Source organism: Serratia marcescens (genome assembly GCF_001902635.1).
Lineage (GTDB): Bacteria > Pseudomonadota > Gammaproteobacteria > Enterobacterales > Enterobacteriaceae > Serratia > Serratia marcescens_F.
Window position 1 is genome coordinate 82399 of sequence record NZ_MJAO01000013.1, and the last position, 23477, is coordinate 105875.

The window sequence follows — 23477 nt, forward strand, 5'->3', positions numbered from 1 at the left end:
AATTAATCCATTCATTCGGCAATGTAGTTTTCTTTCATTCATCACTTCGCTAGTTCCCGGCGGGATGAGTGCTCACAGGGAAGATCAAACAGTGCGTCCGATCGGGCGCTGCAGGTAAAAATAAATTGTGATAACAATCACAATTTAAAAACAAAATACCAATTAGAAAATGTGACCAATATCACTTTATTGTGGGTTTCTTGGCGATTATTTTCTCACTGTGCTTTTTTTACACGTCATAAATGTGATCTGTATCACTATTTGTTGGGTCATATTGGGGTGTTTTATGTGATTTATATCACAAAAAATTCGTGAAATTCGCGTGGCAAAAACAGCGTGATAGAGTCCGTTTCGCATACAGCGGCAACACGGCTGGATCGTCACAACAATAATCACGCGCTCTATTGTCAGCGCGTAACAATAGGGGTGTGTTTTATGTTTTCACCAGACATCAAGGTTAAAGTGCAAAACTTTGGCCGCTTCCTGAGCAACATGGTGATGCCCAACATCGGCGCCTTTATCGCCTGGGGGATTATCACCGCGTTATTCATTCCAACCGGCTGGCTGCCGAATGAAACCCTGGCCAAGCTGGTCGGCCCAATGATCACCTACCTGCTGCCCTTGCTGATCGGCTACACCGGTGGGCGGCTGGTGGGCGGCGATCGCGGCGGCGTGGTCGGTGCCATCACTACCATGGGCGTCATCGTCGGCGCCGACATGCCGATGTTCCTCGGCGCGATGATCGCCGGTCCGCTGGGCGGCTGGGCTATCAAGCACTTCGACCGCTGGGTGGACGGCAAGATCAGAAGCGGCTTTGAAATGCTGGTGAACAACTTCTCCGCCGGCATCATCGGCATGCTACTGGCGATTCTGGCCTTCCTGGGGATCGGGCCGTTGGTGGAGGTGCTCTCCAAACTGCTGGCGGCGGGCGTACACGTGATGGTGTCGAACAACCTGCTGCCATTGGCGTCTATCTTCGTCGAACCGGCGAAAATCCTGTTCCTGAACAACGCCATCAACCACGGCATCTTCTCGCCGCTGGGTATCCAGCAGGCCACGGAAGCCGGCAAGTCGGTGTTCTTCCTGATCGAAGCCAACCCAGGCCCGGGCATGGGCGTGCTGATGGCCTACATGTTCTTCGGCCGCGGCAGCGCCAAGCAATCCGCCGGCGGTGCGGCGATCATTCACTTCCTGGGCGGCATCCACGAAATCTACTTCCCGTACGTGCTGATGAACCCACGCCTGGTGCTGGCGGTGATCCTGGGCGGTATGACCGGTGTCTTCACCCTGACGATGCTGAACGGCGGCCTGGTTTCTCCGGCTTCCCCAGGTTCGATCCTGGCGGTGCTGGCGATGACCCCGAAAGGTGCCTACTTCGCCAACATTGCGGCGGTGTGCGCAGCCTTCGCCGTCTCCTTCGTGGTGTCCGCTTTCCTGCTGAAAACCTCCAAGGTGAAAGAGGATGACGATCTGGAAGCCGCGACCCGTCGCATGCAAGAGATGAAATCGCAGGCCAAAGGCGGCGCGGCCGCGCAAGCATCGGTCGACGGCGATCTGACCTCCGTGCGCAAAATCATCGTCGCCTGCGATGCGGGCATGGGATCCAGCGCCATGGGCGCCGGGGTACTGCGCAAGAAAGTGGCCGACGCCGGGCTGAAGAACATCTCGGTGACCAACAGCGCCATCAACAGCCTGCCGGACGACGTGGATCTGGTGATCACCCACCGCGATCTGACCGAGCGCGCGATGCGCCACGCGCCGCAGGCCCAGCACATCTCGCTGACCAACTTCCTCGACAGCAAGCTGTACAGCGATCTGGTCGACCGTTTGCTGGCGGCCAACAAAACCAGCGACAACCAGCAGAAGGTGCTGGGCGCACTGGACGACAGCTTCGAAGCCGGTGAACCGAGCCTGTTCAAGCTGAGCGAAAGCAACGTGTTTCTCAACCTGCAGGCCAGCGACAAAGAGCAGGCGATCCGCTTCGCCGGCGAGCAGTTGGTGAAGGGCGGCTACGTCGAGGCGGAATACGTGCCGGCGATGCTGGAGCGCGAAAAACTCACCTCCACCTACCTGGGTGAGTCGATCGCCGTGCCGCACGGCACCATCGAGGCCAAAGACCGGGTACTGCGCACCGGCGTGGTGTTCTGCCAGTACCCGCAGGGTGTGCGCTTCGGCGAGGAAGAGGATGAAGTGGCCCGCCTGGTAATCGGCATCGCCGCGCGCAACAACGAACATATCCAGGTGATCACCAGCCTGACCAACGCGCTGGATGACGAGAGCGTGATCGAGCGGCTGGCGAATACCACCAGCGTGCAGGAAGTGCTGGACCTGCTCGGCGGCAAAAAAGCCGGATAACGGAATCATTTTAAAGGGTGCAGCTTGCTGCACCCTTCGACATTAAGAAGGTAGAGTTATGAAAGCATTACATTTTGGCGCAGGGAATATCGGCCGTGGTTTTATCGGCAAGCTGCTGGCGGACGCAGGGGTTGAGCTGACCTTCGCCGACGTCAATCAAACGGTGCTGGATCTGCTGAACAGCCGTAAAAGCTACCGGGTGCACGTGGTGGGCGAGCAAGAACGCGTGGAGAGCGTCAACAACGTCAGCGCCGTCAACAGCGGCAGCGAGGCGGCGGTGGCGCTGATCGCCGAGGTGGATCTGGTGACCACCGCCGTTGGCCCACAAATTCTCGCCAAAATCGCCGGCACGATCGCCAAAGGGCTGGTGCTGCGTCATCAGCAGGGCAATGTGCAGCCGCTGAACATCATCGCCTGCGAGAATATGGTGCGCGGCACCAGCCAGCTGAAGCAGCATGTGTTCGCCGCGCTGCCGCAGGATGAGCAGGCATGGGCTGAGCAGCACGTCGGCTTCGTCGATTCGGCGGTCGACCGTATCGTGCCGCCGGCGGACAGCAGCGATCCGTTGGAAGTGACGGTGGAAACCTTCAGCGAATGGATCGTCGATCAGACCCAGTTCAAGGGCCAGCCTCCGGCGATCGCCGGCATGGAGCTGACCGATAACCTGATGGCGTTCGTCGAGCGCAAGCTGTTCACCCTCAATACCGGCCACGCCATCACCGCCTACCTCGGCCAACAGGCCGGGCTGCAAACCATTCGCGACGCCATTCTTGACCCGGCGATCCGCCGCGTGGTCCAAGGGGCGATGGAAGAGAGCGGTGCGGTGCTGATCAAGCGTTACGGCTTCGATGCCGACAAGCACGCTGCCTACATCAACAAAATCCTCGGCCGCTTCGAAAACCCCTATCTGCACGACGACGTCGAGCGCGTGGGGCGCCAGCCGTTGCGCAAACTGAGCGCCGGCGATCGCTTGATCAAACCGCTGCTGGGCACGCTGGAATATGGCCTGCCGCACGCCAACCTGATCCAGGGTATTGCCGCTGCCATGAGCTACCGCAGCGAACAGGATCCGCAGGCGCTGGAGTTGGCCGAATTGCTGAACACGCTCGGGCCGAAAGCCGCGCTGGCGCAAATTTCCGGCCTGCCGGCGGAAAGCGAGGTTGTAGAAGAGGCCGTTGCTGTGTATAACGCCATGCACAAGTAGATCCGTGATGATGAACACCCGAGCGCAGCTTGCTGCGCTCCTGCAATCCGAGTTCGGCATCGACGGCCCTCCCCACGCCTTTCGAAAAGCGACGATGGAAGAAGCACAGGCATTTGAAAACCAGGTTCTGGAAAAGCTGAACGCGGGCAAAACGGTGCGCAGCTTCCTGATTGCGGCGGTAGAGCTGCTGGCGGAAGCGCTCAACGTGCTGGTGGTGCAGGTATTCCGCAAGGACGACTACGCGGTGAAATATGCCGTCGAACCGCTATTGTCCGGCAGCGGCCCGCTGGGGGAGCTGTCGGTGCGCCTGAAACTGATGTATGGGCTGGGGGTGATTTCCCGCCACGAGTATGAAGACGCCGAGCTGCTGATGGCGATGCGCGAAGAGCTGAACCACGACGGTGCGGAATACCGCTTCGTCGACGACGAAATCCTCGGGCCGTTCGGCGAATTGCACTGCGTGGCCGCGCTGCCGCCGGTGCCGACCTTCCTGCAACCGGGCGAAGCGGATGAAGCGCTGATCGCCATGCAGCGCCAGCGCTATCAGCAGATGGTGCGCTCCACCATGGTGCTGTCCGTTACCGATCTGATCGCCGGCATCGGCGCCAAACAACCTTCCCGGCTCTCTCCTCTCGGCCGCGGCTAAGCAAAGGCCGCGCGCCACTCGTCGAACAACAACCACAGCGCGGTGGCGGCCATCAGGCCGGACATCACGCCGTTGAAGGCCCGCAGTTTCCAGGTGACCCGCAGCGCGTTGCGCAACCGGTCGCCCAGCACCGCCCACAGCAGCACGCACGGCAGGTTCAGCAGCGCGAAGCCGGCGATGACCGACAGCGTATGGACGAAGGTGGCGCCTTCGCGCGGGGTGAACAGGATCGCCACGTTGATCACCATTAGCCAGGCCTTGGGGTTGACCGCCTGAAACAGCGCGCCGTTGAGCAGGCTCATCGGCTGCGCCTGCTCTTTGGCGTCCGGCGAGGCCGCCTGGAACAGTTTCCATGACAGCCACAGCAGATAGGCGCAGCCGATCACCGCCAGCGGGAAGCGGATGATGCCGGCCCAGCTCAGTGCCAGCGCCAGCAGCGGGATAATGATCGCCAGCTGCACCGCGCAGCCGACGCAGATGCCGAATAGCATCGGCAGGGTGCGGCGCAGGCCGAAGTTGACGCCCGACGAGGCCAGCAGCAGGTTGTTGGGGCCGGGGGTGATCGACATGACGGTGACGTAGCTGACAAAGGCGGAGTCCAGCATGGCAGGTTCCTTGAAAATGACGGTAATAACGAGAGGATCAGCATAATCGCTGCGATGGGATGGTGACAGAATCACAAATCGGATATTGTCATGGTTACAGTTGTGCAAAAGATGAACTGTACCCATTGCCTGGAGAGAAACTGTGACCCTGCTCGATGAAACCCCGGAGACCCGTTACCTGCAGCTGGCGGATACGCTGGCCGAGGCCATTCGCCGCGGCACGCTGCTGCCCGGTGACCGTTTGCCGTCGGTGCGGCGCTGCGCGCAAACCCATCGCGTCAGCATCAATACCGTGGTGTCGGCTTACCGCACGCTGGAAGATCGCGGGCTGATTGAAGCGCGGCCGCAGTCGGGGTTTTACGTCCGCAGCACGCTGCCGGCGCTGAAGATGGCCTCGGCGCCCAGCAGCCGCATCGAACCGCCGGCGGACGACGTGCTGGCGCTGATCGATACGGTGTTCGCCGCCCAGCAGAATCCCGCCTTCACCAACATTGCGCTGGCCTGCCCGCAGACCAGCGATTTCTATCCCGGCGGCAAACTGGGGCGCATGCTGTCCTCTCAGCTGCGCCGCCAGCCGGATCTGATCGGGCAGTATCCATTGCCGCCCGGCAGCCTGCGGTTGCGTCAGCAGATCGCCCGCCGCTCGATGACGCTAGGGATGCTGCTGGAGCCGGGCGACGTGGTGTTGACCCACGGCTGCATGGAGGCGCTGCAGCTGGCGCTGCGCGTCACCACCAAACCGGGCGACTGCGTCGGGCTGGAGTCGCCAACCTATTTTTATCTGCTGCCGCTGCTGGCCAGCCTGGGGTTGAAAGCGCTGGAAATTCCCACCGATCCGCAGCTGGGGCTGTCGCTGGACGCGCTGGAACTGCTATTGAGCGAGAAGCGGCTGAATGCGGTGATCGCCATGCCGACGGTGCAAAACCCGCTGGGCTGCACCATGCCGCTGGCGGCGAAAAAGCGGCTGGCGCGGCTGATGAACGATCATCAGGTGCCGTTGATCGAAGACGGGCTGTATGCCGAGATCCAGTTCGGCGGCGCGCTGTCGCCGGCGGTGAAGGCGTTCGATCGCGACGGTTGGGTGCTGTTTTGCTCCAGCTTCACCAAAACGCTGGCGCCGGATTTTCGCGTCGGCTGGATCTGCGGCGGCCGTTTCCACGAGGCGTTGCGCAAGCTGAAGGCAGTGTCGTCGATGTCCGAGTCGCAGCTGCTGTCGGAAACGCTGGCGACCTTCCTTGAGAGCGGCGGCTACGATCACCATTTGCGCAACCTGCGCAAGCGCTATGCCGCCCAGGTGGACGAGGCGCGGGCGCTGATCGCCCGGCATTTCCCGCGCGGCACGCTGGCCACGCAGCCTGCGGGCGGCTTCGTGTTTTGGGTTGAATTCCCCTCCGGTGTGGACAGCGTGGCGCTGTTCCACCAACTGCTGGAGGAGCAGATCTGTTTGACGCCGGGCACCCTGTATTCCCCCAGCGGGCGCTACCGCAACGCGCTGCGGCTCTCCTGCTGCTACCCGTTCGACGCGCGCTATACCCAGGCGCTGGTCCGGGTCGGTGCTAAAGCCTGCGAGATGAGCGGCCTGCCGCCCGGCGTTGCGCAGGACGGGTAACGGCGCGCGCCTTTTGCTACAATGCCGGTATCATTGATTAACGTGCCATTTTGGGCACAACGGGCCAGAGACCATGAAAGAGAAAGAAAAGGCAGAGATCAAGCGCCTTAGCGACCTGCTGGACGCTTTGAACCACAAAGACGCCACCGTGATCCAACAGGGCAACCCGGAGTTGATCGCACAGCACACCAAAGAGAAAGAAAAGCTGGCAGCGGAGATCGAGCGCCTGAAAAACGTGCGCGACGAGAAGCTGAGCGCCGAAGCGCAGAAGCTGAGCAAGCTGCCGTTCAGCCGCGAGATCACCAAGAAAGAGCAGGCCGACATGGGCTCGCTGAAGAAAAACGTGCGCGGTCTGATCGTGGTGCACCCGATGACCGCGCTGGGCCGCGAGATGGGCCTGAAAGCGGTCACCGGTTACGCCAAAAAAGCGTTCTGAACCCCGGGCGTCAGGCCTTGGTGGTGAAATACGCCTTGGTCTGATAGGGCACGGTTACCGTGTCCTGGCCCCGCAGCTCCTCTTCTTCCGCCACCAGTTGGCGCAACTGATCGATGACCTGCTCCTGTTGCGGCTGTGGCAGCGCGGCGATAAAGCTGGTTGAACGCACTCGGTTGTAGATCACGTCCTCTACCGCGCCCCGGTGGCCGAGTATAAACACCTGTTCCTGCAGCGGTTCAAAGCCGTTGAACGGGAAGAACTTGCGCCACGCGCCGGTATAGAAACGCGGCGCATCGCCTTCGTGGCGATCGACGATCTGATTCAGTTTACGCACCCAGCCGACGCGCGCATCGCGCATGTTCCACACCAAACCGAGTTTGCCGCCGGGCTTGAGAATGCGCTGGATCTCCGCCAGTGCCTGCGGCGTGGCGAACCAGTGGAAGGACTGGGCGCACACCACTGCATCGACCGACTCGTCCGGCAACGGGATCGCCTCGGCGGTGCCGGCCAGCGTTTTCACCTGCGGCAGCGCCGCCGACAGTTTTTCCAGCATTTGCGGTACCGGTTCGACGGCGATCACCTGCGCGCCGGTTTCCAGCAGGCGCGGGGTGAACTTGCCGGTGCCGGCGCCGAGATCGATGGCCGTCATGCCGGTATGCAGGCCGATAGCCTCACGCAGCCAGACGGCGATTTCCGGCGGGTAATCCGGCCGGCCTTTCACATAGCGATCGGCATTGGCCTGATAGCCCTCGGCGGCGGCGTGATGAATCGAATGGGTCGGGGTGGTCATATACCTGGCTCCTGGCTGAAAAACACGCGACTACAGTATATACCCGTCATACTTGAAGCTGCATCTGGGGTGAGCGCTCTTGCCGCCGTGATGCAACTCCAATTATTTAGGGTAACAGGCGGAAGAAAATGTTTGGCGCGGCATTCGGCGCACGTTTTTCATCTTCCGCTGCCGTTTTCAGCGGCCGAGCAGGCGGCGGTTGAAGTCCTCGAGGCGCCCTTCGGCGAGCCGCGTGAGCATGGTCTTGCTCCAGCTGGCGGAGAGGCCGGCCACCGCCAACAGGCGGCGATATTGTTCCGCGTCGAACGGCATATGCCAGGCGATGGCAATGGCTTCGGCGACCGATACGTCGCTGTTGCGCGCCGCCAGCTCCAGCGGACGATCGCCGCTGACTGCGCCCGGCGACACCACTCGATACAGCCAGCCGCAGCGGCCGCTTTGCTGCATCAGCACCGAAATGTCCTCGATAGCGAAGTGATAATTGAGCTTGAAGCACGGCGAGCGTGGCTGTGTGACCTGGATCAGCGCCTCGCCCCAACGGAAGATGTCGCCCATAAACACATTGTGCTCGGTCAGCCCTTCGGTGGAGATATTCTCGCCGAAGGCCGGGGCGCAAAACTGTTCGGCCTGCGCCGGAAATTGCTCGCGCCAGTGGGCGTAATGCTCGCGCGGGTAGTGGCACAGCGCGCGGTCCGGCCCGCCGTGATAACTTTTCTCCGCCTGTTCGTCGCCTTCGAGGCCGAGCGGCGTGAGCCGGATGGCGCCATCCACCTGGCGTTTGGCGATGGCGCTGGGGCGCCCGCCTTCATAGGGTTGAATGCTGCCGATATAAACGTCTGGGTGATGCATGTGCGCCTCCGTGTCTCGCGTCGAGGGCTCAGCATAGCCTGAGTTGCGTCGGGGGGACATAACAACCCGCCCGAAAATCGTCGGGCGGGCGGCGGGGCGTCAGAAGGTGGTCCAGTTATCTTCCGCTGCGGCGTTGGCGGCCGCGGGTTTTACGGCCGGCGCTTTCGGCGCGGCGGCTTTCACGGCGACGGGTTCGGTCTGCTCCGCTAAACGGAACACCGAGACACTCTGCAGCAGCATCTCCGCCTGCTCCTCCAGCGAATCGGCGGCGGCGGCGGACTCTTCCACCAACGCGGCGTTCTGCTGGGTCGTGTGGTCCATCTCGACGATCGCCTGGCCAATCTGGGCGATGCCGCGCGTCTGCTCATCGGAGGCGGCGGCGATCTCGGCCATGATGTCGCGCACGTGAGTGACCGAGCGAACGATCTGTTCCATGGTATTGCCGGTGCTTTCCACCAGTTCGGTGCCGGTTTTCACCCGGCTGACCGATTCGGCGATCAACCCTTCGATCTCTTTGGCCGCCTGGGCGCTGCGGCTCGCCAGGCTGCGCACTTCGCTGGCGACTACCGAGAAGCCGCGGCCCTGCTCGCCGGCGCGCGCCGCTTCCACCGCGGCGTTGAGCGCCAGGATATTGGTCTGGAAGGCAATGCCGTTGATTAGGGTAGTAATTTCGGCGATACGCTGCGAACTGCTGGAGATATCGCGCATGGTGCTGACCACGTTCTCCACCAGCTTGCCGCCCTGTTGCGCGGTCTGCGAAGCGTCGGTAGCCAGCTGATTGGCGTGATGGGCGTTGTCGGCGTTCTGTTTCACCGTGGCGGTCAGCTGCTCCATGCTGGCGGCGGTTTCCTCGACCGCTGCCGCCTGCTGCTCGGTGCGGGAAGAGAGATCGGTGTTGCCGGCGGCGATTTCCGCGGAGGCGGTGGAGACCTGGCTGACCCCCATCTGGATCTTCTCAATCATGGTGCGCAGGTTTTGGCTCATGGCCGCCACCGCGTTCAGCAGTTGGCCCAGTTCATCGCGACGGGTGCTGGTCTGCGCCTGGCGCAGGTCGCCGCCGGCGATGCGTTCCGCCATCGCCAGCGTGCTGTGCAGCGGGCGGGTGATCTGCAGCGTGATACGCCAGGCGATAAGCACCCCGGCGATGATGGCGATCAGGGTAGTGATGCCCATCTGCAGCTGCGCCAGATTGATGTTGCTGCGCGTTTGCACCAGTTCGTCCTGCAAGAAGGCGTTCACCAGCGTGCCGATCTCTTGCGCGCGATTGCCGAGCTGCCGGCTGATCTGTTGCTCGTGCTCATAGGCCGGCAGGTAAGCCGCGATGCGATTTTTGTAATCGTCCAGGGCGGACAGCAGCGGTTGCAACTGCGGGCGCTGCGCGTCGCCGACCCGGCGGCTCAAGGCGTTGGCCGCGTCGCGCGCGTCGTCGATGGCCGCCATCAGCGGCGCTTCGGTCTCTTTGTTCAGGCTCAGCAGCAGGCCACGCGCGCCGTAGCGCACCTGGGTCAGCTTCTGGTTCAGCTGGATGAAGGCCAGCTGCAGATCGCCGTTGGTCAGCTGGCGCTCAACCTGGCTCAGGCTGGCCTGCACTTCCGACATGTTCCAGCTCTGGCGCACCGCGTCTTTCGCCGAGACCGCCTGCTCAAAGACTTCTTGCTGTTGCTGATATTCCCCGATCAGCTTGGCCAGACGCTGCAGATCCTTGCGGCTCTGGGTGTCCCAATCCAGCGTCTGCCCTTGGTCGATCAGTTTGACGGCGTTGTTGATATTGTCGCGGTTGTTCTGCAGATATTCCGGCTGGTAGGTCTGGCCGTACATGGCGCGGTTGTATTTGGCCTGGTTGATCTCTTCGTTCAGCCGATTGCTGAAGTCGATGCGCTCAGAACGGGATTCGATGATGTGCAGGTATTGCGCCCCGGTGCCGGCGATGACCACCGCCAACAGCAGCAACAGCGCGAAGCCGAGGCCGAGCTTTTTACCTACGGTGAGATGGGTGAACTTTCCTGCCAATGCTTGCAATGCCGCCATAGTGTTTTTCCTTCTCCGGGCGAACGTCAATTGAACAAACCATCGGCAAGAAGTGGTCAAACTTTAGCGGGTTGCAGGCAAAAAAATACCCGCCGGCGGCGGGTATCTTTATCAATAGGGAGCGAATTACTTCTTCGCGGCGAAGCGCGCGGCGGCTTCATCCCAGTTGACCACGTTCCAGAACGCTTTGATGTAGTCAGGGCGTTTGTTCTGATATTTCAGGTAGTAAGCGTGTTCCCATACGTCCAGGCCGATGATGGGGAAACCGGCAGCGCCGGCGAAGGCTTCGCCCATCAGCGGGCTGTCCTGGTTGGCGGTAGACACCACGGCCAGTTTGCCGTCTTTCAGCACCAGCCAGGCCCAACCGGAACCAAAGCGGGTAGCCGCGGCTTTCTCGAACTCTTCCTGGAATTTCTCAACGCTGCCGAAATCGCGCTCGATAGCCGCTTTCAGATCGCCGCCCAGCGTGGTGCCGGTTTTCAGGTTTTTCCAGAAGAAGCTGTGGTTGGCGTGGCCGCCGGCGTTGTTGCGCATGAAGGTGCGTTTGTCGGCAGGCACTTTATCCAGATCCTGGATCAGCTCTTCCACGCTGTATTTGGCCAGCTCAGGGTAGGCTTCCAGCACGGTGTTGGCGTTGTTGACGTAGGTCTGGTGGTGTTTGGTGTGATGGATTTCCATCGTCTGCTTGTCGAAATGCGGTTCCAGTGCGTCGTAGGCGTACGGCAGGGATGGCAGTGAATAACTCATAATCATCATCTCCAGTGGTGTATGGGCGGCGCAAAGGGCGAGCACCGCGTAAGCAGTCGGATCATTATAGTTAATTAAATGATATTGAAAATGATTATCAATGCCTTGTTAACTGTGTGGTTAATGAACAAATCGCTGCGTTAACATACTGATAGAAGGGAACGTGGCCGGCCGATCCCTCCCGCCGCCCCTGCGCGTTGGTTACTCTCTATACTGTAGGAAGTACCGACGCCGAAATGTATCGAAATGTGCCAAAGCGTTCACTGAATGAGCACGAGTGTGTAACAACCACAAGCACGCTGTGGTAATATGACCGGCGTTCGTAGCAAGCATAACAACAGTGACATTCGCGTTTGCCGCGCTAGCGGGGCAGGCGCATTTGAACAATGTGACAATCGAGAGTGAAAGGAGACCCCCATGCAGGTCAGCAGAAGGCAGTTCTTTAAGATCTGCGCTGGCGGTATGGCAGGAACGACGGTGGCCGCGCTGGGCTTTGCCCCCGAAGTGGCGTTGGCGGAAACCCGGCAGTACAAACTGCTGCGCGCCCGCGAGACCCGTAATACCTGTACGTATTGTTCCGTCGGCTGTGGGCTGTTGATGTACAGCCTTGGTGATGGCGCCAAAAACGCCAAAGAAAGCATTTTCCATATCGAAGGGGATCCGGATCATCCGGTAAACCGCGGCGCGCTTTGCCCGAAAGGCGCCGGCCTGGTTGACTTCATCCACAGCGAAAGCCGTCTCAAGTACCCGGAATACCGGGCGCCAGGGTCAGACAAATGGCAACGCATCAGCTGGGACGACGCCTTTACCCGCATCGCCAAGCTGGTGAAAGAAGACCGTGACGCCAACTTCATCAAAACCAACGACCAGGGCGTCACCGTCAACCGTTGGCTGACCACCGGTATGCTGTGCGCCTCGGCCGCCAGCAACGAAACCGGTTTTCTGTCGCAAAAATTTAGTCGCGCTCTCGGCATGCTTGCCGTAGACAACCAGGCGCGTGTCTGACACGGACCAACGGTAGCAAGTCTTGCTCCAACATTTGGTCGCGGTGCGATGACCAACCACTGGGTTGATATCAAGAACGCGAATTTGCTTATCGTCATGGGCGGTAATGCGGCGGAAGCGCATCCGGTGGGGTTCCGCTGGGCGATGGAAGCCAAAATACACAACAATGCCAAGCTGATCGTGATCGATCCGCGCTTTACCCGAACCGCATCGGTGGCGGACTTCTACACGCCGATCCGCTCCGGGACCGACATCGCTTTCCTGTCGGGCGTGTTGCTGTATCTGATGACCAACAACAAGTTTAACCGCGAATACGTCGAGGCCTACACCAACGCCAGCTTGCTGGTGCGGGAAGACTTCGCCTTCGAAGACGGTTTGTTCAGCGGCTACGACGCGGAAAACCGCAAGTACGACAAAACCACCTGGAACTACCAGTTCGACGAGAACGGCTTTGCCAAGCGCGACGTCACGCTGCAGGATCCGCGCTGTGTGTGGAACCTGCTGAAACAGCACGTGAGCCGCTACACGCCTGACGTGGTGACCAACATCTGCGGCACGCCGAAGGACGATTTCCTCAAGGTGTGCGAATACATCGCCGAAACCTGCGTCGCGGATAAAACCGCTTCGTTCCTGTACGCCCTGGGCTGGACTCAGCACTCGGTCGGCGCGCAGAACATCCGCACCATGGCGATGATCCAGCTGCTGCTCGGCAACATGGGCATGGCGGGCGGCGGCGTCAACGCGCTGCGCGGCCACTCCAACATCCAGGGTCTGACCGATCTCGGCCTGTTGTCGCAGAGCCTGCCGGGCTACATGACGCTGCCATCGGAGAAACAGACCGATCTCGAGACCTACCTGAAGGCCAACACGCCGAAGGCGCTGCTGCCGGGCCAGGTGAACTACTGGGGCAACTACCCGAAATTCTTCGTCAGCATGATGAAGACCTTCTACGGCGACAAGGCGCAGAAGGACAACAGCTGGGGCTTTGACTGGTTGCCGAAGTGGGACAAAGGCTACGACGTGCTGCAGTACTTCGAAATGATGTCGCAGGGCAAGGTCAACGGCTACTTCTGCCAGGGCTTTAACCCGGTGGCGTCGTTCCCGAACAAAAACAAGGTCGTGGCTTCGCTGTCCAAGCTGAAGTTCCTGGTGACCATCGATCCGTTGAACACCGAGACCGCCAACTTCTGGCAGAATCATGGCGAGTTCAACGAGGTTGATTCGTCGCAGATCCAGACCGAAGTGTTCCGCCTGCCGTCCACCTGCTTCGCCGAAGAGAACGGCTCGATCGTCAACTCCGGCCGCTGGCTGCAATGGCACTGGAAAGGCGCAGACGCCCCGGGCGAAGCGCTGAACGACGGCGAGATCCTGGCGGGCATCTTCAGCCGCCTGCGCGAGATGTATGCGCGCGACGGCGGTGCAGTGCCGGAACAGGTGCTGAACATGACTTGGGACTACCTGACGCCGGACAATCCGGCGCCGGAAGAGGTGGCGCAGGAGAACAACGGCAAGGCGCTGGCGGATCTACTGGACGCCGACGGCAAGGTGCTGGTGAAAAAAGGCGAGCTGCTCAGCTCGTTCGCGCAGCTGCGCGACGACGGCACCACCGCCAGCGGCTGCTGGATCTTCGCCGGCAGCTGGACGCCGGCCGGCAACCAGATGGCGCGGCGCGACAACGCCGATCCGTCCGGCCTCGGCAATACGCTGGGCTGGGCCTGGGCATGGCCGCTCAACCGCCGCATCCTGTACAACCGCGCCTCGGCTGACCCGCAGGGTAAACCGTGGGATCCGAAACGCCAGCTGCTGGAGTGGGACGGCGCCAAGTGGGTCGGGGCCGATATCCCGGACTACAGCACCGCCGCGCCGGGCAGCGACGTCGGGCCGTTCATCATGCAGCCGGAAGGCATGGGCCGCCTGTTCGCCACCGACAAGATGGCGGAAGGGCCGTTCCCTGAACACTACGAGCCGTTCGAAACGCCGCTCGGCACCAACCCGCTGCACCCGAACGTGGTGTCCAACCCGGCGGCGCGCGTGTTCAAGGACGATCTGGCCGCGATGGGCAAGTCCGACAAGTTCCCTTACGTCGGCACCACCTATCGACTGACCGAGCACTTCCACTACTGGACCAAGCACGCGCGGCTGAACGCCATCGCGCAACCGGAGCAGTTCGTGGAGATCGGCGAGAAGCTGGCGGAGAAGAAAGGCATCAAGCAGGGCGACACCGTGAAGGTCAGCTCCAACCGCGGCTACATCAAGGCCAAGGCGGTGGTGACCAAGCGTATTCGCACGCTGCAGGTGCACGGCCAGGAAGTCGACACCATCGGCATCCCGATCCACTGGGGTTACGAAGGGGTGGCGAAGAAAGGCTTTATCGCCAACACGCTGACGCCGTTCGTCGGCGACGCCAATACGCAAACGCCGGAGTTCAAGGCGTTCCTGGTCAACGTGGAAAAGGTGTAACGGAGACGAATTATGGCCATGCAATCTCAAGACATCATTCGTAAATCCGCCACCAATGGTTTCACGCCGGCGCCGCGCGCCCGTGACCACCAGGAAGAAGTGGCCAAACTGATCGATGTCACCACCTGTATCGGCTGCAAGGCCTGTCAGGTGGCCTGTTCCGAATGGAACGACATCCGCGACGAAGTCGGCCACAACGTCGGGGTGTACGATAACCCCGCCGATCTGACCGCCAAGTCGTGGACGGTGATGCGCTTCTCCGAGGTGGAGGAAAACGGCAAGCTGGAATGGCTGATCCGCAAGGACGGCTGTATGCACTGCGCCGATCCGGGCTGCCTGAAGGCCTGCCCGTCGGAAGGCGCGATCATTCAGTACGCCAACGGCATCGTCGACTTCCAGTCCGAGCACTGCATCGGTTGCGGCTACTGCATCGCCGGCTGCCCGTTCGACGTACCGCGCATGAACAAGGACGACAACCGGGTGTACAAGTGCACCCTGTGCGTCGACCGCGTGGACGTCGGCCAGGAACCGGCCTGCGTGAAAACCTGCCCGACCGGCGCCATTCACTTCGGCACCAAGGAAGCGATGAAGCAGGTGGCGGCGGATCGCGTCAGCGAGCTGAACACCCGCGGCTACCAGAACGCCGGTCTGTACGATCCGGCGGGGGTGGGCGGCACGCACGTGATGTACGTGTTGCACCATGCCGACAAACCGCAGCTGTACCACGGCTTGCCGGACAACCCGAGCATCAGCCCGGCAGTGACCTTCTGGAAAGGCGTGTGGAAACCCCTGGCGGCCATCGGCTTTGCCGCCACCTTCGCGGCCAGCGTGTTCCACTATGTCGGCGTCGGGCCTAACCGCGTCGACGATGAGGACGAACACGACGAGCCGCACGACGAGGAGACGCGCAAATGAGAAAGGAAAAGCCCATTCAGCGTTACAGCGCGCCGGAGCGCATCAACCACTGGATCGTGGCGTTCTGCTTCGTGTTCGCCGCCATCAGCGGGCTGGGGTTCTTCTTCCCCTCCTTCAACTGGCTGATGAACATCTTCGGGACGCCGCAGCTGGCGCGCATTCTGCACCCGTTTGTCGGGGTGATCATGTTTGCCGCGTTCCTGCTGATGTTCCTGCGCTACTGGAAGCATAACCTGATCAACCGGGAAGATATCGTCTGGGCCAAGAACATCCACAAAATCGCCATGAACGAGGAAGTGGGTGACACCGGGCGCTATAATTTCGGCCAGAAGTGCGTGTTCTGGGCGGCGATTATCAGCCTGGTGCTGCTGCTGGCCAGCGGCGTGGTGATCTGGCGGCCGTATTTTGCGCCGTCGTTCTCCATCCCGCTGATCCGCATTGCGCTGCTGGTGCATTCGCTGGCCGCGGTCGGTCTGATCATCGTGATTATGGTGCACATTTACGCCGCGTTGTGGGTAAAAGGCACCATTACCGCGATGGTGGAAGGCTGGGTGCCGGCGGCCTGGGCCAAGAAACATCATCCGCGCTGGTACCGTGAGGTCCGCGAGAAACGACAGGAAGATAAACCCTGATGAGTATCCGCATCGTTCCTAAAGAGCAGTTAGGGGCACAGCGTGAGAAGTCCACAACGGCGGAGAACATCCCGCCGTTACTTTTCGCCAACCTGAAAAGCCTGTACAGCCGCCGCGCCGAACGCCTGCGCAAGCTGGCTGTCGACAACCCGCTGGGCGACTACCTGAACTTCGCCGCCGAGCTGGCGCAGGCGCAGCAGCATGCGCTGCACGATAACCCGCTGCAGCTCGATCTGAGCGAGGCGTTGGCGCAGGGCGCCGCCAGCGGAAAACCGCCGCTCGATCTGAGCGTGTTTCCGCGCAGCGAGCACTGGCGCAAGCTGCTGACGTCGCTGATCGCCGAGCTGCGCCCGCAGGCGCCGGAACATATCCTGGCGGTGCTGGACAACCTGGAGAAAGCCTCGGTGCACGAGCTGGAGCTGATGGCCGACGCCTTGCTCAATCGCGAGTTCGGCAAGGTGGGCAGCGAGAAGGCGCCGTTCCTCTGGGCCGCGCTGTCGCTCTATTGGGCGCAGATGGCCAGCCTGATCCCCGGCAAGGCGCGCGCCGAATACGGCGAGCAGCGCCAGTTCTGCCCGGTGTGCGGCAGCATTCCGGTTTCCAGCATGGTGCACATCGGCACCGTCAACGGCCTGCGCTACCTGCACTGCAACCTGTGCGAAAGCGAATGGCACGTGGTGCGGGTGAAGTGCAGCAACTGCGAGCAGACCCGCGATCTCAACTACTGGTCGCTGGACAGCGAACAGGCGGCGGTGAAGGCGGAAAGCTGCGGCGACTGCGGCACTTACCTGAAGATCCTCTATCAGGAAAAAGACCCGCAGGTTGAAGCGGTGGCCGACGATCTGGCCTCGTTGGTGCTGGACGCCCGCATGGAAGAAGAAGGCTTCGGGCGCAGCAGCATCAATCCGTTCCTGTTCCCGGCGGAGTAACTGCCCGGCCCCGTTCGCGCGGGGCCGGACAAGCAATTTCAGAACGGGCTTCTGGCATTCACCCGGGCGAGTTGCTACGTTTAGGCCATGACGCGCCAAGCGAAAGGAACCACGATGTTAAAGACCCTGGCAAAATTGACCGCGGTCGCCGTGCTGGCGACCGGACTGACGGCCTGCGACAACAAGGACGACACCAAACCGGCGGTGCCGCCACCCGACACCAAGCCGACCGTGACGCAGCCCGCACCGCCTGCGCCTGCGCCGGTAGAGACCCAACCCGCACCGCCGCCGGGGCTGAATGTGTCGCTGCAGAAGGGCAAAATCACCTTCGAACTGCCGCCGGGCTTTAGCGATCAGACGCTGAACAGCGGCATTATCAACGACAGCAATTCCACTATTCAGCGCTTCCTTGACGGTAAGTCGCGCCAGAGCGCGGTCTCTTCCGAAGTGATCCCGCCGGACGACATGAAGCTCAACACCAGCGACAAAATGCTGAAAGAGCTGACGCAGAGCGCCATCACGGTGCTGGCCGAGCGTTATCAGAATATCCAGACCACCAAAGAAGAAAACTTTACCGTCGGCAAGCAGAAGTTTCGCCGGGTGGATACCGAACAGACCATCAACGGGCAAAAAGTGGTGTCCACGCTGGTGTTGACGGTGTTCAACAAGCGGGTGGTGACGCTGCAAATGCTGTCGCCGGCCAAAGCGCCGGAGGTGCATCAGGCGCTGGTGCAGCGGATTATCGATACCCTGGCGGTGAAGTAAGGGCGTTGCGCCGCGGCCAGGGCGAAGCGGAGGAGAACGGATGAAGCTTATCGGCAGTTACACCAGTCCCTTTGTGCGCAAGATTTCCGTGATGCTGCTGGAGAAGGGGATCGCGTTCGAATTCGTCAACGATCCGCCGTATGAGCCCGGCAGCCGGGTGGGGGAGTTGAACCCGCTCGGCAAGGTGCCGGTGCTGGTCGCCGATGACGGTGAAGTGTTTTACGACTCGCCGGTGGTGGCCGAATTCCTCGAGCTGCTGGCGGTGGAGCCGGCGTTTTTGCCGACCGATCGCGCCACCGCGTTGCGCGTCCGCCAGGTGGCGGCGCTGGCGGACGGCGTGACCGAAGCAGCAGCGGCCCTGTTCCGCGAAAGCCGGCGTGCGCCGGACAAGCAGGACGAAAACTGGATGCTGCGCCAGCGTGACAAACTGGCGCACGGGCTGGACGCGCTGGAGACGTTGGCGCGAGAAAAAACGTGGCTCAATGCCGAACGGCTGACGTTGGCGGATATCGCCACCGGCTGCGCGTTGGGCTACCTCAATTTCCGCCATATCCTGCCCAACTGGTGCGTCGAGCGCCCGGCGCTGGTCAAGCTGGCCGAACGCCTGTTCGCCCGCGAAAGCTTCGCCCGCACCTCGCCGCCCTGAGCTTTCTTTTCTCCCCGCCGCGGCGGGGTTTTGCTATGCCGATACCTCTAAACTGAAAACCGAGCGACCATGAGTACTGAATCCCACCTTCTTTACAGCCAGCTGCCCGCCATTGACCGACTGTTGCGCGAACCCGCGATTGAACCGCTGGTGGCGCAGCATGGCCAGACGCTGATCGGCGAACTGCTGCGCCGGCTGCAGGCGCAGGCGCGCGACGCGATCAAACAACAGCAGCGTTTACCGGCCTGGTGCGGCGACTGGCCGCAGGCGCTGCGAGCCGAGCTGGCTCGGCAGCAACGCCCGGCTTTGCTGCCGGTGTTTAACCTCAGTGGCACCGTGCTGCACACCAACCTCGGGCGTGCCCTGCTGGCGCAGCCGGTGAAAGACGCGGTGAGCGCGGTGATGGGGGAGGCGGTGACGCTGGAGTACGATCTGGACGGCGCCGGGCGCGGGCATCGCGATCGGGCGGTGGCGGATCTGCTGTGCCGGTTGACCGGCGCGGAAGACGCCTGCATCGTCAATAACAATGCGGCGGCGGTGCTGCTGATGCTGGCGGCGATCGCCCCCGGCAAAGAGGTGGTGGTGTCGCGCGGCGAGCTGGTGGAGATCGGCGGCGCGTTCCGCATTCCCGACGTGATGCGCCAGGCGGGCTGCCAATTGGTGGAGGTCGGCACCACCAACCGCACCCATTTGAAAGATTACCGCCACGCCATCAACGAGCAGACCGGCCTGTTGATGAAGGTGCACACCAGCAACTACAGCATTCAGGGCTTTACCGCGGCGGTCGATGAAGCTGAATTGGCACAGCTCGGGGCCGAACAGGGCGTGCCGACCGCCACCGATCTGGGCAGCGGTTCGCTGATCGACATGGCGCAGTACGGCCTGCCCGCCGAACCGATGCCGCAGCGGCTGCTGGCCGCCGGGGTCGATCTGGTGACATTCTCCGGCGATAAGCTGTTGGGCGGCCCACAGGCCGGTATTATCGTCGGCAAAAAGGCGCTGATCGCCCGCCTGCAGCAACATCCGCTCAAGCGCGCGCTGCGCGTCGGAAAACTGACGCTGGCGGCCCTGGAGGCCACGCTGCGGCTCTATCTGCAACCGGAAAAACTGGCTGAGCAGTTGCCGACGCTGCGGCTGCTGACCCGCCCGCAGCAGGAGATGCAACAGGTGGCAGAGCGGTTGCTGACGGCGCTGGCGCCACAGTTCACCGCCGATTTCGAGCTGCGCGCCGAACCGTGCTGGTCGCAGATTGGCAGCGGTTCGCTGCCGGTGGATCGCCTGCCCAGCTATGCGTTGACCTTCATGCCGCGCGACGGCCGCGGCGCGACGCTGGAAGCGCTGGCCGAGCGTTGGCGCCGCCTGCCGCAACCGGTGATCGGCCGTCTCGGCGACGGTCGGCTGTGGCTGGATTTGCGCTGTCTGGAGCAGGAGGGGGCGCTGATCGAGGCGCTGAGCGCATCATGATCATCGCTACCGCCGGCCATGTCGATCATGGCAAAACCACTCTGCTGCAGGCGATCTCCGGGATCAACGCAGATCGCCTGCCGGAAGAAAAGCGCCGTGGCATGACCATCGATCTGGGTTACGCCTACTGGCCGCAGCCGGATGGCCGAGTGTTGGGCTTTATCGACGTGCCCGGCCACGAAAAATTCCTCGCCAACATGCTGGCGGGCGTCGGCGGCATCGACCACGCATTGCTGGTGGTGGCCTGCGACGACGGCGTGATGGCGCAGACCCGCGAGCATCTGGCGATCCTGCGTTTGAGCGGGCGCCCGGCGCTGACGGTGGCGCTGACCAAGGCCGACCGGGTGGACGCGGCGCGTGTCGACGAAGTACGCAGCCAGGTGTGCGACGAGCTGGCGCGGCAAGGCTGGCCCGATGCGCCGCTGTTTGTCACCGCGGCGGCGGCGGGAGAAGGCATCGAGGCGCTGCGCGAGCATTTGCTGGCGCTGTCGCCCGGCGAACATGCGCTGACGCGCCGTTTTCGCCTGGCGGTAGACCGTGCGTTCAGTGTCAAAGGGGCGGGGCTGGTGGTGACCGGCACCGCGCTCGGTGGCCGGGTGCAGGTGGGGGATACGCTGTGGCTGACCGGCGCCGACGCGCCGGTGCGGGTACGTGGTCTGCACGCACAGAATCAGAGCGTAGAACAGGCGCAGGCCGGGCAACGCATCGCGCTGAACATCAGCGGCGATGTCGATAAAGAGCGGATCGCGCGCGGCGACTGGCTGCTGGCGCAGCGTCCGCCGGAGGCGGCGGAACGCATTCTGGTGGCGCTGGAGACGGATCGGCCGATCAATCACTGGCAGCCACTGCATCTGCACCATGCCGCCAGCCACATCACCGGGCGCATTTCGCTGCTGAACGACGGGTTGGCGGAACTGATCCTCGATCGCCCGCTGTGGCTGGCGGAAAACGATCGGCTGGTGCTGCGTGATATCGCCGCGCGGCAAACGCTGGGCGCTGCCCGGGTGCTCAGGCTGAACGCGCCCAAGCGCGGCAAGCGCCAGCCGGATTATCTGGCCTGGCTGCAGGCCCTGGCGCAGGCACAAGACGACGCGCAGGCGTTGGCGCTTGAGCTACCGCACGGCGCGCTGCCGCTGGCGGCGTTCGCCTGGGCGCGTCAGTTGACCGACGACGGCCTGGCGGCACTGCTGGCGAACCGCGATCTGCTGATCGTCGGTGACCGGGCGCTGGCGCAGGATCAGGTGCAACAGGCGGAGAGCCGCCTGTTGCAGGTGCTGGCTGAATACCACCAACAGCACGCCGATCAGCTGGGGTTAGGGCGCGCCCGCCTGCGGCGCATGGCCCTGCCTCAGCAGCCGGAAGCGCTGGTATTTATGATGATCGATCGGTTGCTGAAGGCCGGTGTGCTGCGCAATACGCGCGGCTGGCTGCACCTGCCGGAACATGGCCTGGCCTTCAGCGCCGAAGAGGCGCCGCTGTGGGCGCGCATCGAACCGCTGTTCGGCGACGAGCCGTGGTGGGTGCGCGATCTGGCGAGCGAGTTGGGCGAAGAGGAGAGCCGGGTGCGGGCGCTGCTGCGCAAGGCGGCTCAGCTGGGCCATGTGACGGCGGTAGTGGTGGATCGCTATTACCTCAGCCGACGCATCGACCAGTTCGCCGCGCTGATCCGCGAGCTGGATGCGGAGCGGGGCGGCGCCAACGCTGCCGATTTCCGCGATCGGCTCGGCGTCGGGCGCAAACTGGCGATCCAGGTGCTGGAGTTCTTCGATCGCAGCGGCTTTACCCGCCGCAAGGGTAACGAGCATCTGCTGCGTGACGGCGGGTTGTTCGGTAACTGATTGCGTGTTTTTTGTTCTCTGATGGCGGTATAATCAGCTTTAATCACTTTGATTGATGTTGATTGTACTGAGGAGCAAGACGATGAATACGAAAGTCATCACCGCTCATGTGCCGCTGCCTTTGGCTGAAAAGGTGGATGAAATGGCCGCCAAACTTGAACGTTCACGGGGATGGATAGTGAAGCAAGCCCTCGCCGCCTGGCTTGAGCAAGAGGAAGAGCGCCGTCGATTAACGCTGGCGGCGCTGGCCGATGTCGAACAGCAAAACGTTATCGATCATGAGTCGGTAGAAGCCTGGGCTGCCAGCCTGGACAGTGACGAGCCGCTGCCGGTACCGCGCTGATGGAGTTAAAATGGACGAGTAAGGCGCTATCGGATTTGGCGCGTTTGTTTGAGTTTCTTGCCTTGGCTAACCGTACTGCGGCAGCGAATTCGGTGAAGGCCTTGGTCGCCGCGCCTAAAGCGTTGCTTGATAATCCTCGCCTGGGTGAAAGACTGGATGAGTTTTTACCGCAGGAAGTGAGGCGTATTCTGGGCGGCCGTTATGAGATACGTTACCAGGTGCAGCCGGCAACGATTTATGTTCTGCGTATTTGGCATACCCGCGAAGAGCGATAGGCCGAATTCCCCTACCCGATAAACCTGACGGCGGCCCGGCTGACGTCGGGCGTCTGGGCGCTGAGAAACGCCTGTAAGCGTTCGATCAGCGGCCGTTTCGCCGATTCCTCCGGCCAAACCAGATAATAACCGTCGCCGGTGCGCACGGCGGCGTCACAAGGCAGCGCCAATAACCCCTCTTCAATCGTCCGCAGGCTCAGCGCCAGATCGCCGATCGAGACGCCGTGCCCGGCGATGGCCGCCGCGTTGCCCTGCTCCAGCGAATCAAACACCTGGCCGCGCGCAAGATCGATCGGGGTTGCGATGCCGCTTTTTTTCAGCCAGCGCCGCCAGTCGCGCCGATCGGGCGAAGGGTGGATCAGCGGGCAGGCGGCGAGATCGCGCCGTCCGTCGGCGAGCAGCGCGGGGGCGCAAATCGGGATTAGCCATTCGTCGAACAGCTTGGCGGCGGCGGTGTTGGCGCCGAAATGGCCGTTGCCGAGCAGGATGGCGCAGTCGTAGGGTTCGCTGAAAAAATCCACGCTGTCGATGTCCATCCAGACGCTGGCAATCTGCACTTCGAACGCCTGCGCCGTTTGCCGGAACCGGCTCAGGCAGTCCAGCAGCCAGCGCATGGTCAGGGTGGAGGGCGCCTTCAGCCGCAGCAGATCGCGGTGGCTTCTGAACAGCTCGCAGGCTTGCTCGATGCGGCCAAACCCTTGCTGCAGCTCGGCGGCGAAGATTTTCCCCTGCGGCGTGACTTCGATGCGTGGGCCGTTGCGCTGGAACAGCCGGCAGCCGAAGTGCTGCTCCAGCGTTTTGATGTGCTTGCTGACGGCGCTCGGGGTGAGATGCAGCTCCTCGGCGGCCAGCGTGAACGAGCCGGTGCGGGCGGCGCTTTCGAAGGCGCGCAGGGCGTAAAGTGGCGGAAGGGAACTGGCCATCGCGGCGTCTCTA

21 protein-coding genes are annotated in these 23477 nt (G+C 62.2%); 15 read left to right on the plus strand and 6 right to left on the minus strand.

Going from position 1 to position 23477, the window contains the following annotated elements:
- The first annotated feature begins 435 nt into the window (after positions 1-435).
- The 3 genes from BHU62_RS14480 (at position 436) to BHU62_RS14490 (ending at position 4205) form a co-directional block, all read left to right on the plus strand.
- Entirely contained in the window at positions 436-2355 is a 1920-nt protein-coding gene (locus BHU62_RS14480; protein ID WP_073532624.1) for a PTS mannitol transporter subunit IICBA, read from the plus strand.
- A 58-nt stretch (positions 2356-2413) separates the two neighbouring features.
- Entirely contained in the window at positions 2414-3559 is a 1146-nt protein-coding gene (locus BHU62_RS14485) for a mannitol-1-phosphate 5-dehydrogenase (protein ID WP_073532625.1), read from the plus strand.
- Positions 3560-3653: 94 nt separating this feature from the next.
- On the plus strand, positions 3654-4205 hold the full coding sequence (locus BHU62_RS14490) for an MltR family transcriptional regulator (RefSeq protein WP_073532679.1): 552 nt from the start codon (positions 3654-3656) through the stop codon (positions 4203-4205).
- On the opposite strand, the gene BHU62_RS14495 is transcribed toward BHU62_RS14490, so the two are convergent.
- Positions 4202-4810 carry a LysE family translocator gene (locus tag BHU62_RS14495; protein WP_073532626.1) on the minus strand — a complete coding sequence of 203 codons (609 nt, stop codon included), beginning with the start codon at positions 4808-4810 and terminating at the stop codon, positions 4202-4204. The genes BHU62_RS14490 and BHU62_RS14495 overlap by 4 nt on opposite strands.
- A gap of 142 nt (positions 4811-4952) precedes the next feature.
- On the opposite strand from BHU62_RS14495, the gene BHU62_RS14500 reads away from it, so the two are divergent.
- Together BHU62_RS14500 and BHU62_RS14505 are read left to right on the plus strand one after the other, a co-directional pair.
- Positions 4953-6419, plus strand: a complete 1467-nt coding sequence (locus BHU62_RS14500; RefSeq protein ID WP_073532627.1) for a PLP-dependent aminotransferase family protein — start codon at positions 4953-4955, stop codon at positions 6417-6419.
- A gap of 73 nt (positions 6420-6492) precedes the next feature.
- Complete coding sequence (locus BHU62_RS14505) at positions 6493-6855, plus strand: YibL family ribosome-associated protein (RefSeq protein ID WP_073532628.1); 363 nt, start codon at positions 6493-6495, stop codon at positions 6853-6855.
- A 10-nt stretch (positions 6856-6865) separates the two neighbouring features.
- Here BHU62_RS14505 and BHU62_RS14510 read toward each other — a convergent pair whose 3' ends face one another.
- The 4 genes from BHU62_RS14510 to sodA all read right to left on the minus strand — a co-directional run bounded on the left by BHU62_RS14510 (position 6866) and on the right by sodA (position 11269).
- Entirely contained in the window at positions 6866-7645 is a 780-nt protein-coding gene (locus BHU62_RS14510) for a class I SAM-dependent methyltransferase (protein WP_073532629.1), read from the minus strand.
- A 177-nt stretch (positions 7646-7822) separates the two neighbouring features.
- A complete protein-coding gene (gene yiiM / locus BHU62_RS14515) occupies positions 7823-8494 on the minus strand; it encodes a 6-hydroxyaminopurine reductase (RefSeq protein ID WP_046898781.1) in 672 nt (223 codons plus the stop codon).
- Positions 8495-8593: 99 nt separating this feature from the next.
- Complete coding sequence (locus BHU62_RS14520; RefSeq protein WP_073532630.1) at positions 8594-10522, minus strand: methyl-accepting chemotaxis protein; 1929 nt, start codon at positions 10520-10522, stop codon at positions 8594-8596.
- A 126-nt stretch (positions 10523-10648) separates the two neighbouring features.
- Positions 10649-11269 carry a superoxide dismutase [Mn] gene (sodA, locus tag BHU62_RS14525; protein WP_073532680.1) on the minus strand — a complete coding sequence of 207 codons (621 nt, stop codon included), beginning with the start codon at positions 11267-11269 and terminating at the stop codon, positions 10649-10651.
- Positions 11270-11686: 417 nt separating this feature from the next.
- Here sodA and fdnG point away from each other — a divergent pair, with 417 nt between their 5' ends.
- The 10 genes from fdnG to BHU62_RS14580 all read left to right on the plus strand — a co-directional run bounded on the left by fdnG (position 11687) and on the right by BHU62_RS14580 (position 22541).
- Positions 11687-14734, plus strand: a complete 3048-nt coding sequence (fdnG, locus tag BHU62_RS14535; protein ID WP_139282286.1) for a formate dehydrogenase-N subunit alpha — start codon at positions 11687-11689, stop codon at positions 14732-14734.
- 12 nt (positions 14735-14746) lie between these two features.
- A complete protein-coding gene (gene fdxH, locus BHU62_RS14540) occupies positions 14747-15649 on the plus strand; it encodes a formate dehydrogenase subunit beta (RefSeq protein ID WP_073532632.1) in 903 nt (300 codons plus the stop codon).
- Entirely contained in the window at positions 15646-16281 is a 636-nt protein-coding gene (fdoI, locus tag BHU62_RS14545; protein ID WP_004934017.1) for a formate dehydrogenase cytochrome b556 subunit, read from the plus strand. The genes fdxH and fdoI overlap by 4 nt, the downstream gene beginning before the upstream one ends.
- On the plus strand, positions 16281-17210 hold the full coding sequence (fdhE, locus tag BHU62_RS14550; protein WP_073532633.1) for a formate dehydrogenase accessory protein FdhE: 930 nt from the start codon (positions 16281-16283) through the stop codon (positions 17208-17210). The genes fdoI and fdhE overlap by 1 nt, the downstream gene beginning before the upstream one ends.
- 114 nt (positions 17211-17324) lie before the next feature.
- Positions 17325-17975: a DcrB-related protein gene (locus BHU62_RS14555; protein WP_073532634.1), complete on the plus strand. Its 651-nt coding sequence runs from the start codon at positions 17325-17327 to the stop codon at positions 17973-17975.
- A gap of 40 nt (positions 17976-18015) precedes the next feature.
- A complete protein-coding gene (locus tag BHU62_RS14560; protein WP_073532635.1) occupies positions 18016-18621 on the plus strand; it encodes a glutathione S-transferase in 606 nt (201 codons plus the stop codon).
- A gap of 69 nt (positions 18622-18690) precedes the next feature.
- On the plus strand, positions 18691-20085 hold the full coding sequence (selA, locus tag BHU62_RS14565; RefSeq protein ID WP_073532636.1) for an L-seryl-tRNA(Sec) selenium transferase: 1395 nt from the start codon (positions 18691-18693) through the stop codon (positions 20083-20085).
- Positions 20082-21923, plus strand: coding sequence for a selenocysteine-specific translation elongation factor (gene selB / locus BHU62_RS14570; protein ID WP_073532637.1), 1842 nt, complete (start codon positions 20082-20084; stop codon positions 21921-21923). The genes selA and selB overlap by 4 nt, the downstream gene beginning before the upstream one ends.
- 82 nt (positions 21924-22005) lie before the next feature.
- Positions 22006-22266, plus strand: coding sequence for a CopG family ribbon-helix-helix protein (locus BHU62_RS14575; protein ID WP_033639076.1), 261 nt, complete (start codon positions 22006-22008; stop codon positions 22264-22266).
- Positions 22266-22541, plus strand: a complete 276-nt coding sequence (locus BHU62_RS14580) for a type II toxin-antitoxin system RelE/ParE family toxin (protein ID WP_073532638.1) — start codon at positions 22266-22268, stop codon at positions 22539-22541. Before BHU62_RS14575 ends, BHU62_RS14580 begins: the two co-directional genes overlap by 1 nt.
- A gap of 11 nt (positions 22542-22552) precedes the next feature.
- Here the strand turns inward: BHU62_RS14580 and BHU62_RS14585 are convergent, their stop codons facing one another.
- Positions 22553-23464 (minus strand): LysR family transcriptional regulator, encoded by a 912-nt coding sequence (locus tag BHU62_RS14585; RefSeq protein WP_073532639.1) that lies wholly within the window; start codon positions 23462-23464, stop codon positions 22553-22555.
- Positions 23465-23477: the final 13 nt, after the last annotated feature.

Excerpts from the sequence above, each read along its gene's own strand:
- BHU62_RS14480 (WP_073532624.1), top strand. The coding sequence starts at position 436 with ATGTTTTCACCAGACATCAAGGTTAAAGTGCAAAACTTTGGCCGCTTC.
- BHU62_RS14485 (WP_073532625.1), top strand. The coding sequence starts at position 2,414 with ATGAAAGCATTACATTTTGGCGCAGGGAATATCGGCCGTGGTTTTATC.
- BHU62_RS14490 (WP_073532679.1), top strand. The coding sequence starts at position 3,654 with ATGGAAGAAGCACAGGCATTTGAAAACCAGGTTCTGGAAAAGCTGAAC.
- BHU62_RS14495 (WP_073532626.1), bottom strand. The coding sequence starts at position 4,810 with ATGCTGGACTCCGCCTTTGTCAGCTACGTCACCGTCATGTCGATCACC.
- BHU62_RS14505 (WP_073532628.1), top strand. The coding sequence starts at position 6,493 with ATGAAAGAGAAAGAAAAGGCAGAGATCAAGCGCCTTAGCGACCTGCTG.
- BHU62_RS14510 (WP_073532629.1), bottom strand. The coding sequence starts at position 7,645 with ATGACCACCCCGACCCATTCGATTCATCACGCCGCCGCCGAGGGCTAT.
- yiiM (WP_046898781.1), bottom strand. The coding sequence starts at position 8,494 with ATGCATCACCCAGACGTTTATATCGGCAGCATTCAACCCTATGAAGGC.
- BHU62_RS14520 (WP_073532630.1), bottom strand. The coding sequence starts at position 10,522 with ATGGCGGCATTGCAAGCATTGGCAGGAAAGTTCACCCATCTCACCGTA.
- sodA (WP_073532680.1), bottom strand. The coding sequence starts at position 11,269 with ATGAGTTATTCACTGCCATCCCTGCCGTACGCCTACGACGCACTGGAA.
- fdxH (WP_073532632.1), top strand. The coding sequence starts at position 14,747 with ATGGCCATGCAATCTCAAGACATCATTCGTAAATCCGCCACCAATGGT.
- fdoI (WP_004934017.1), top strand. The coding sequence starts at position 15,646 with ATGAGAAAGGAAAAGCCCATTCAGCGTTACAGCGCGCCGGAGCGCATC.
- fdhE (WP_073532633.1), top strand. The coding sequence starts at position 16,281 with ATGAGTATCCGCATCGTTCCTAAAGAGCAGTTAGGGGCACAGCGTGAG.
- BHU62_RS14555 (WP_073532634.1), top strand. The coding sequence starts at position 17,325 with ATGTTAAAGACCCTGGCAAAATTGACCGCGGTCGCCGTGCTGGCGACC.
- BHU62_RS14560 (WP_073532635.1), top strand. The coding sequence starts at position 18,016 with ATGAAGCTTATCGGCAGTTACACCAGTCCCTTTGTGCGCAAGATTTCC.
- selA (WP_073532636.1), top strand. The coding sequence starts at position 18,691 with ATGAGTACTGAATCCCACCTTCTTTACAGCCAGCTGCCCGCCATTGAC.
- selB (WP_073532637.1), top strand. The coding sequence starts at position 20,082 with ATGATCATCGCTACCGCCGGCCATGTCGATCATGGCAAAACCACTCTG.
- BHU62_RS14575 (WP_033639076.1), top strand. The coding sequence starts at position 22,006 with ATGAATACGAAAGTCATCACCGCTCATGTGCCGCTGCCTTTGGCTGAA.
- BHU62_RS14580 (WP_073532638.1), top strand. The coding sequence starts at position 22,266 with ATGGAGTTAAAATGGACGAGTAAGGCGCTATCGGATTTGGCGCGTTTG.
- BHU62_RS14585 (WP_073532639.1), bottom strand. The coding sequence starts at position 23,464 with ATGGCCAGTTCCCTTCCGCCACTTTACGCCCTGCGCGCCTTCGAAAGC.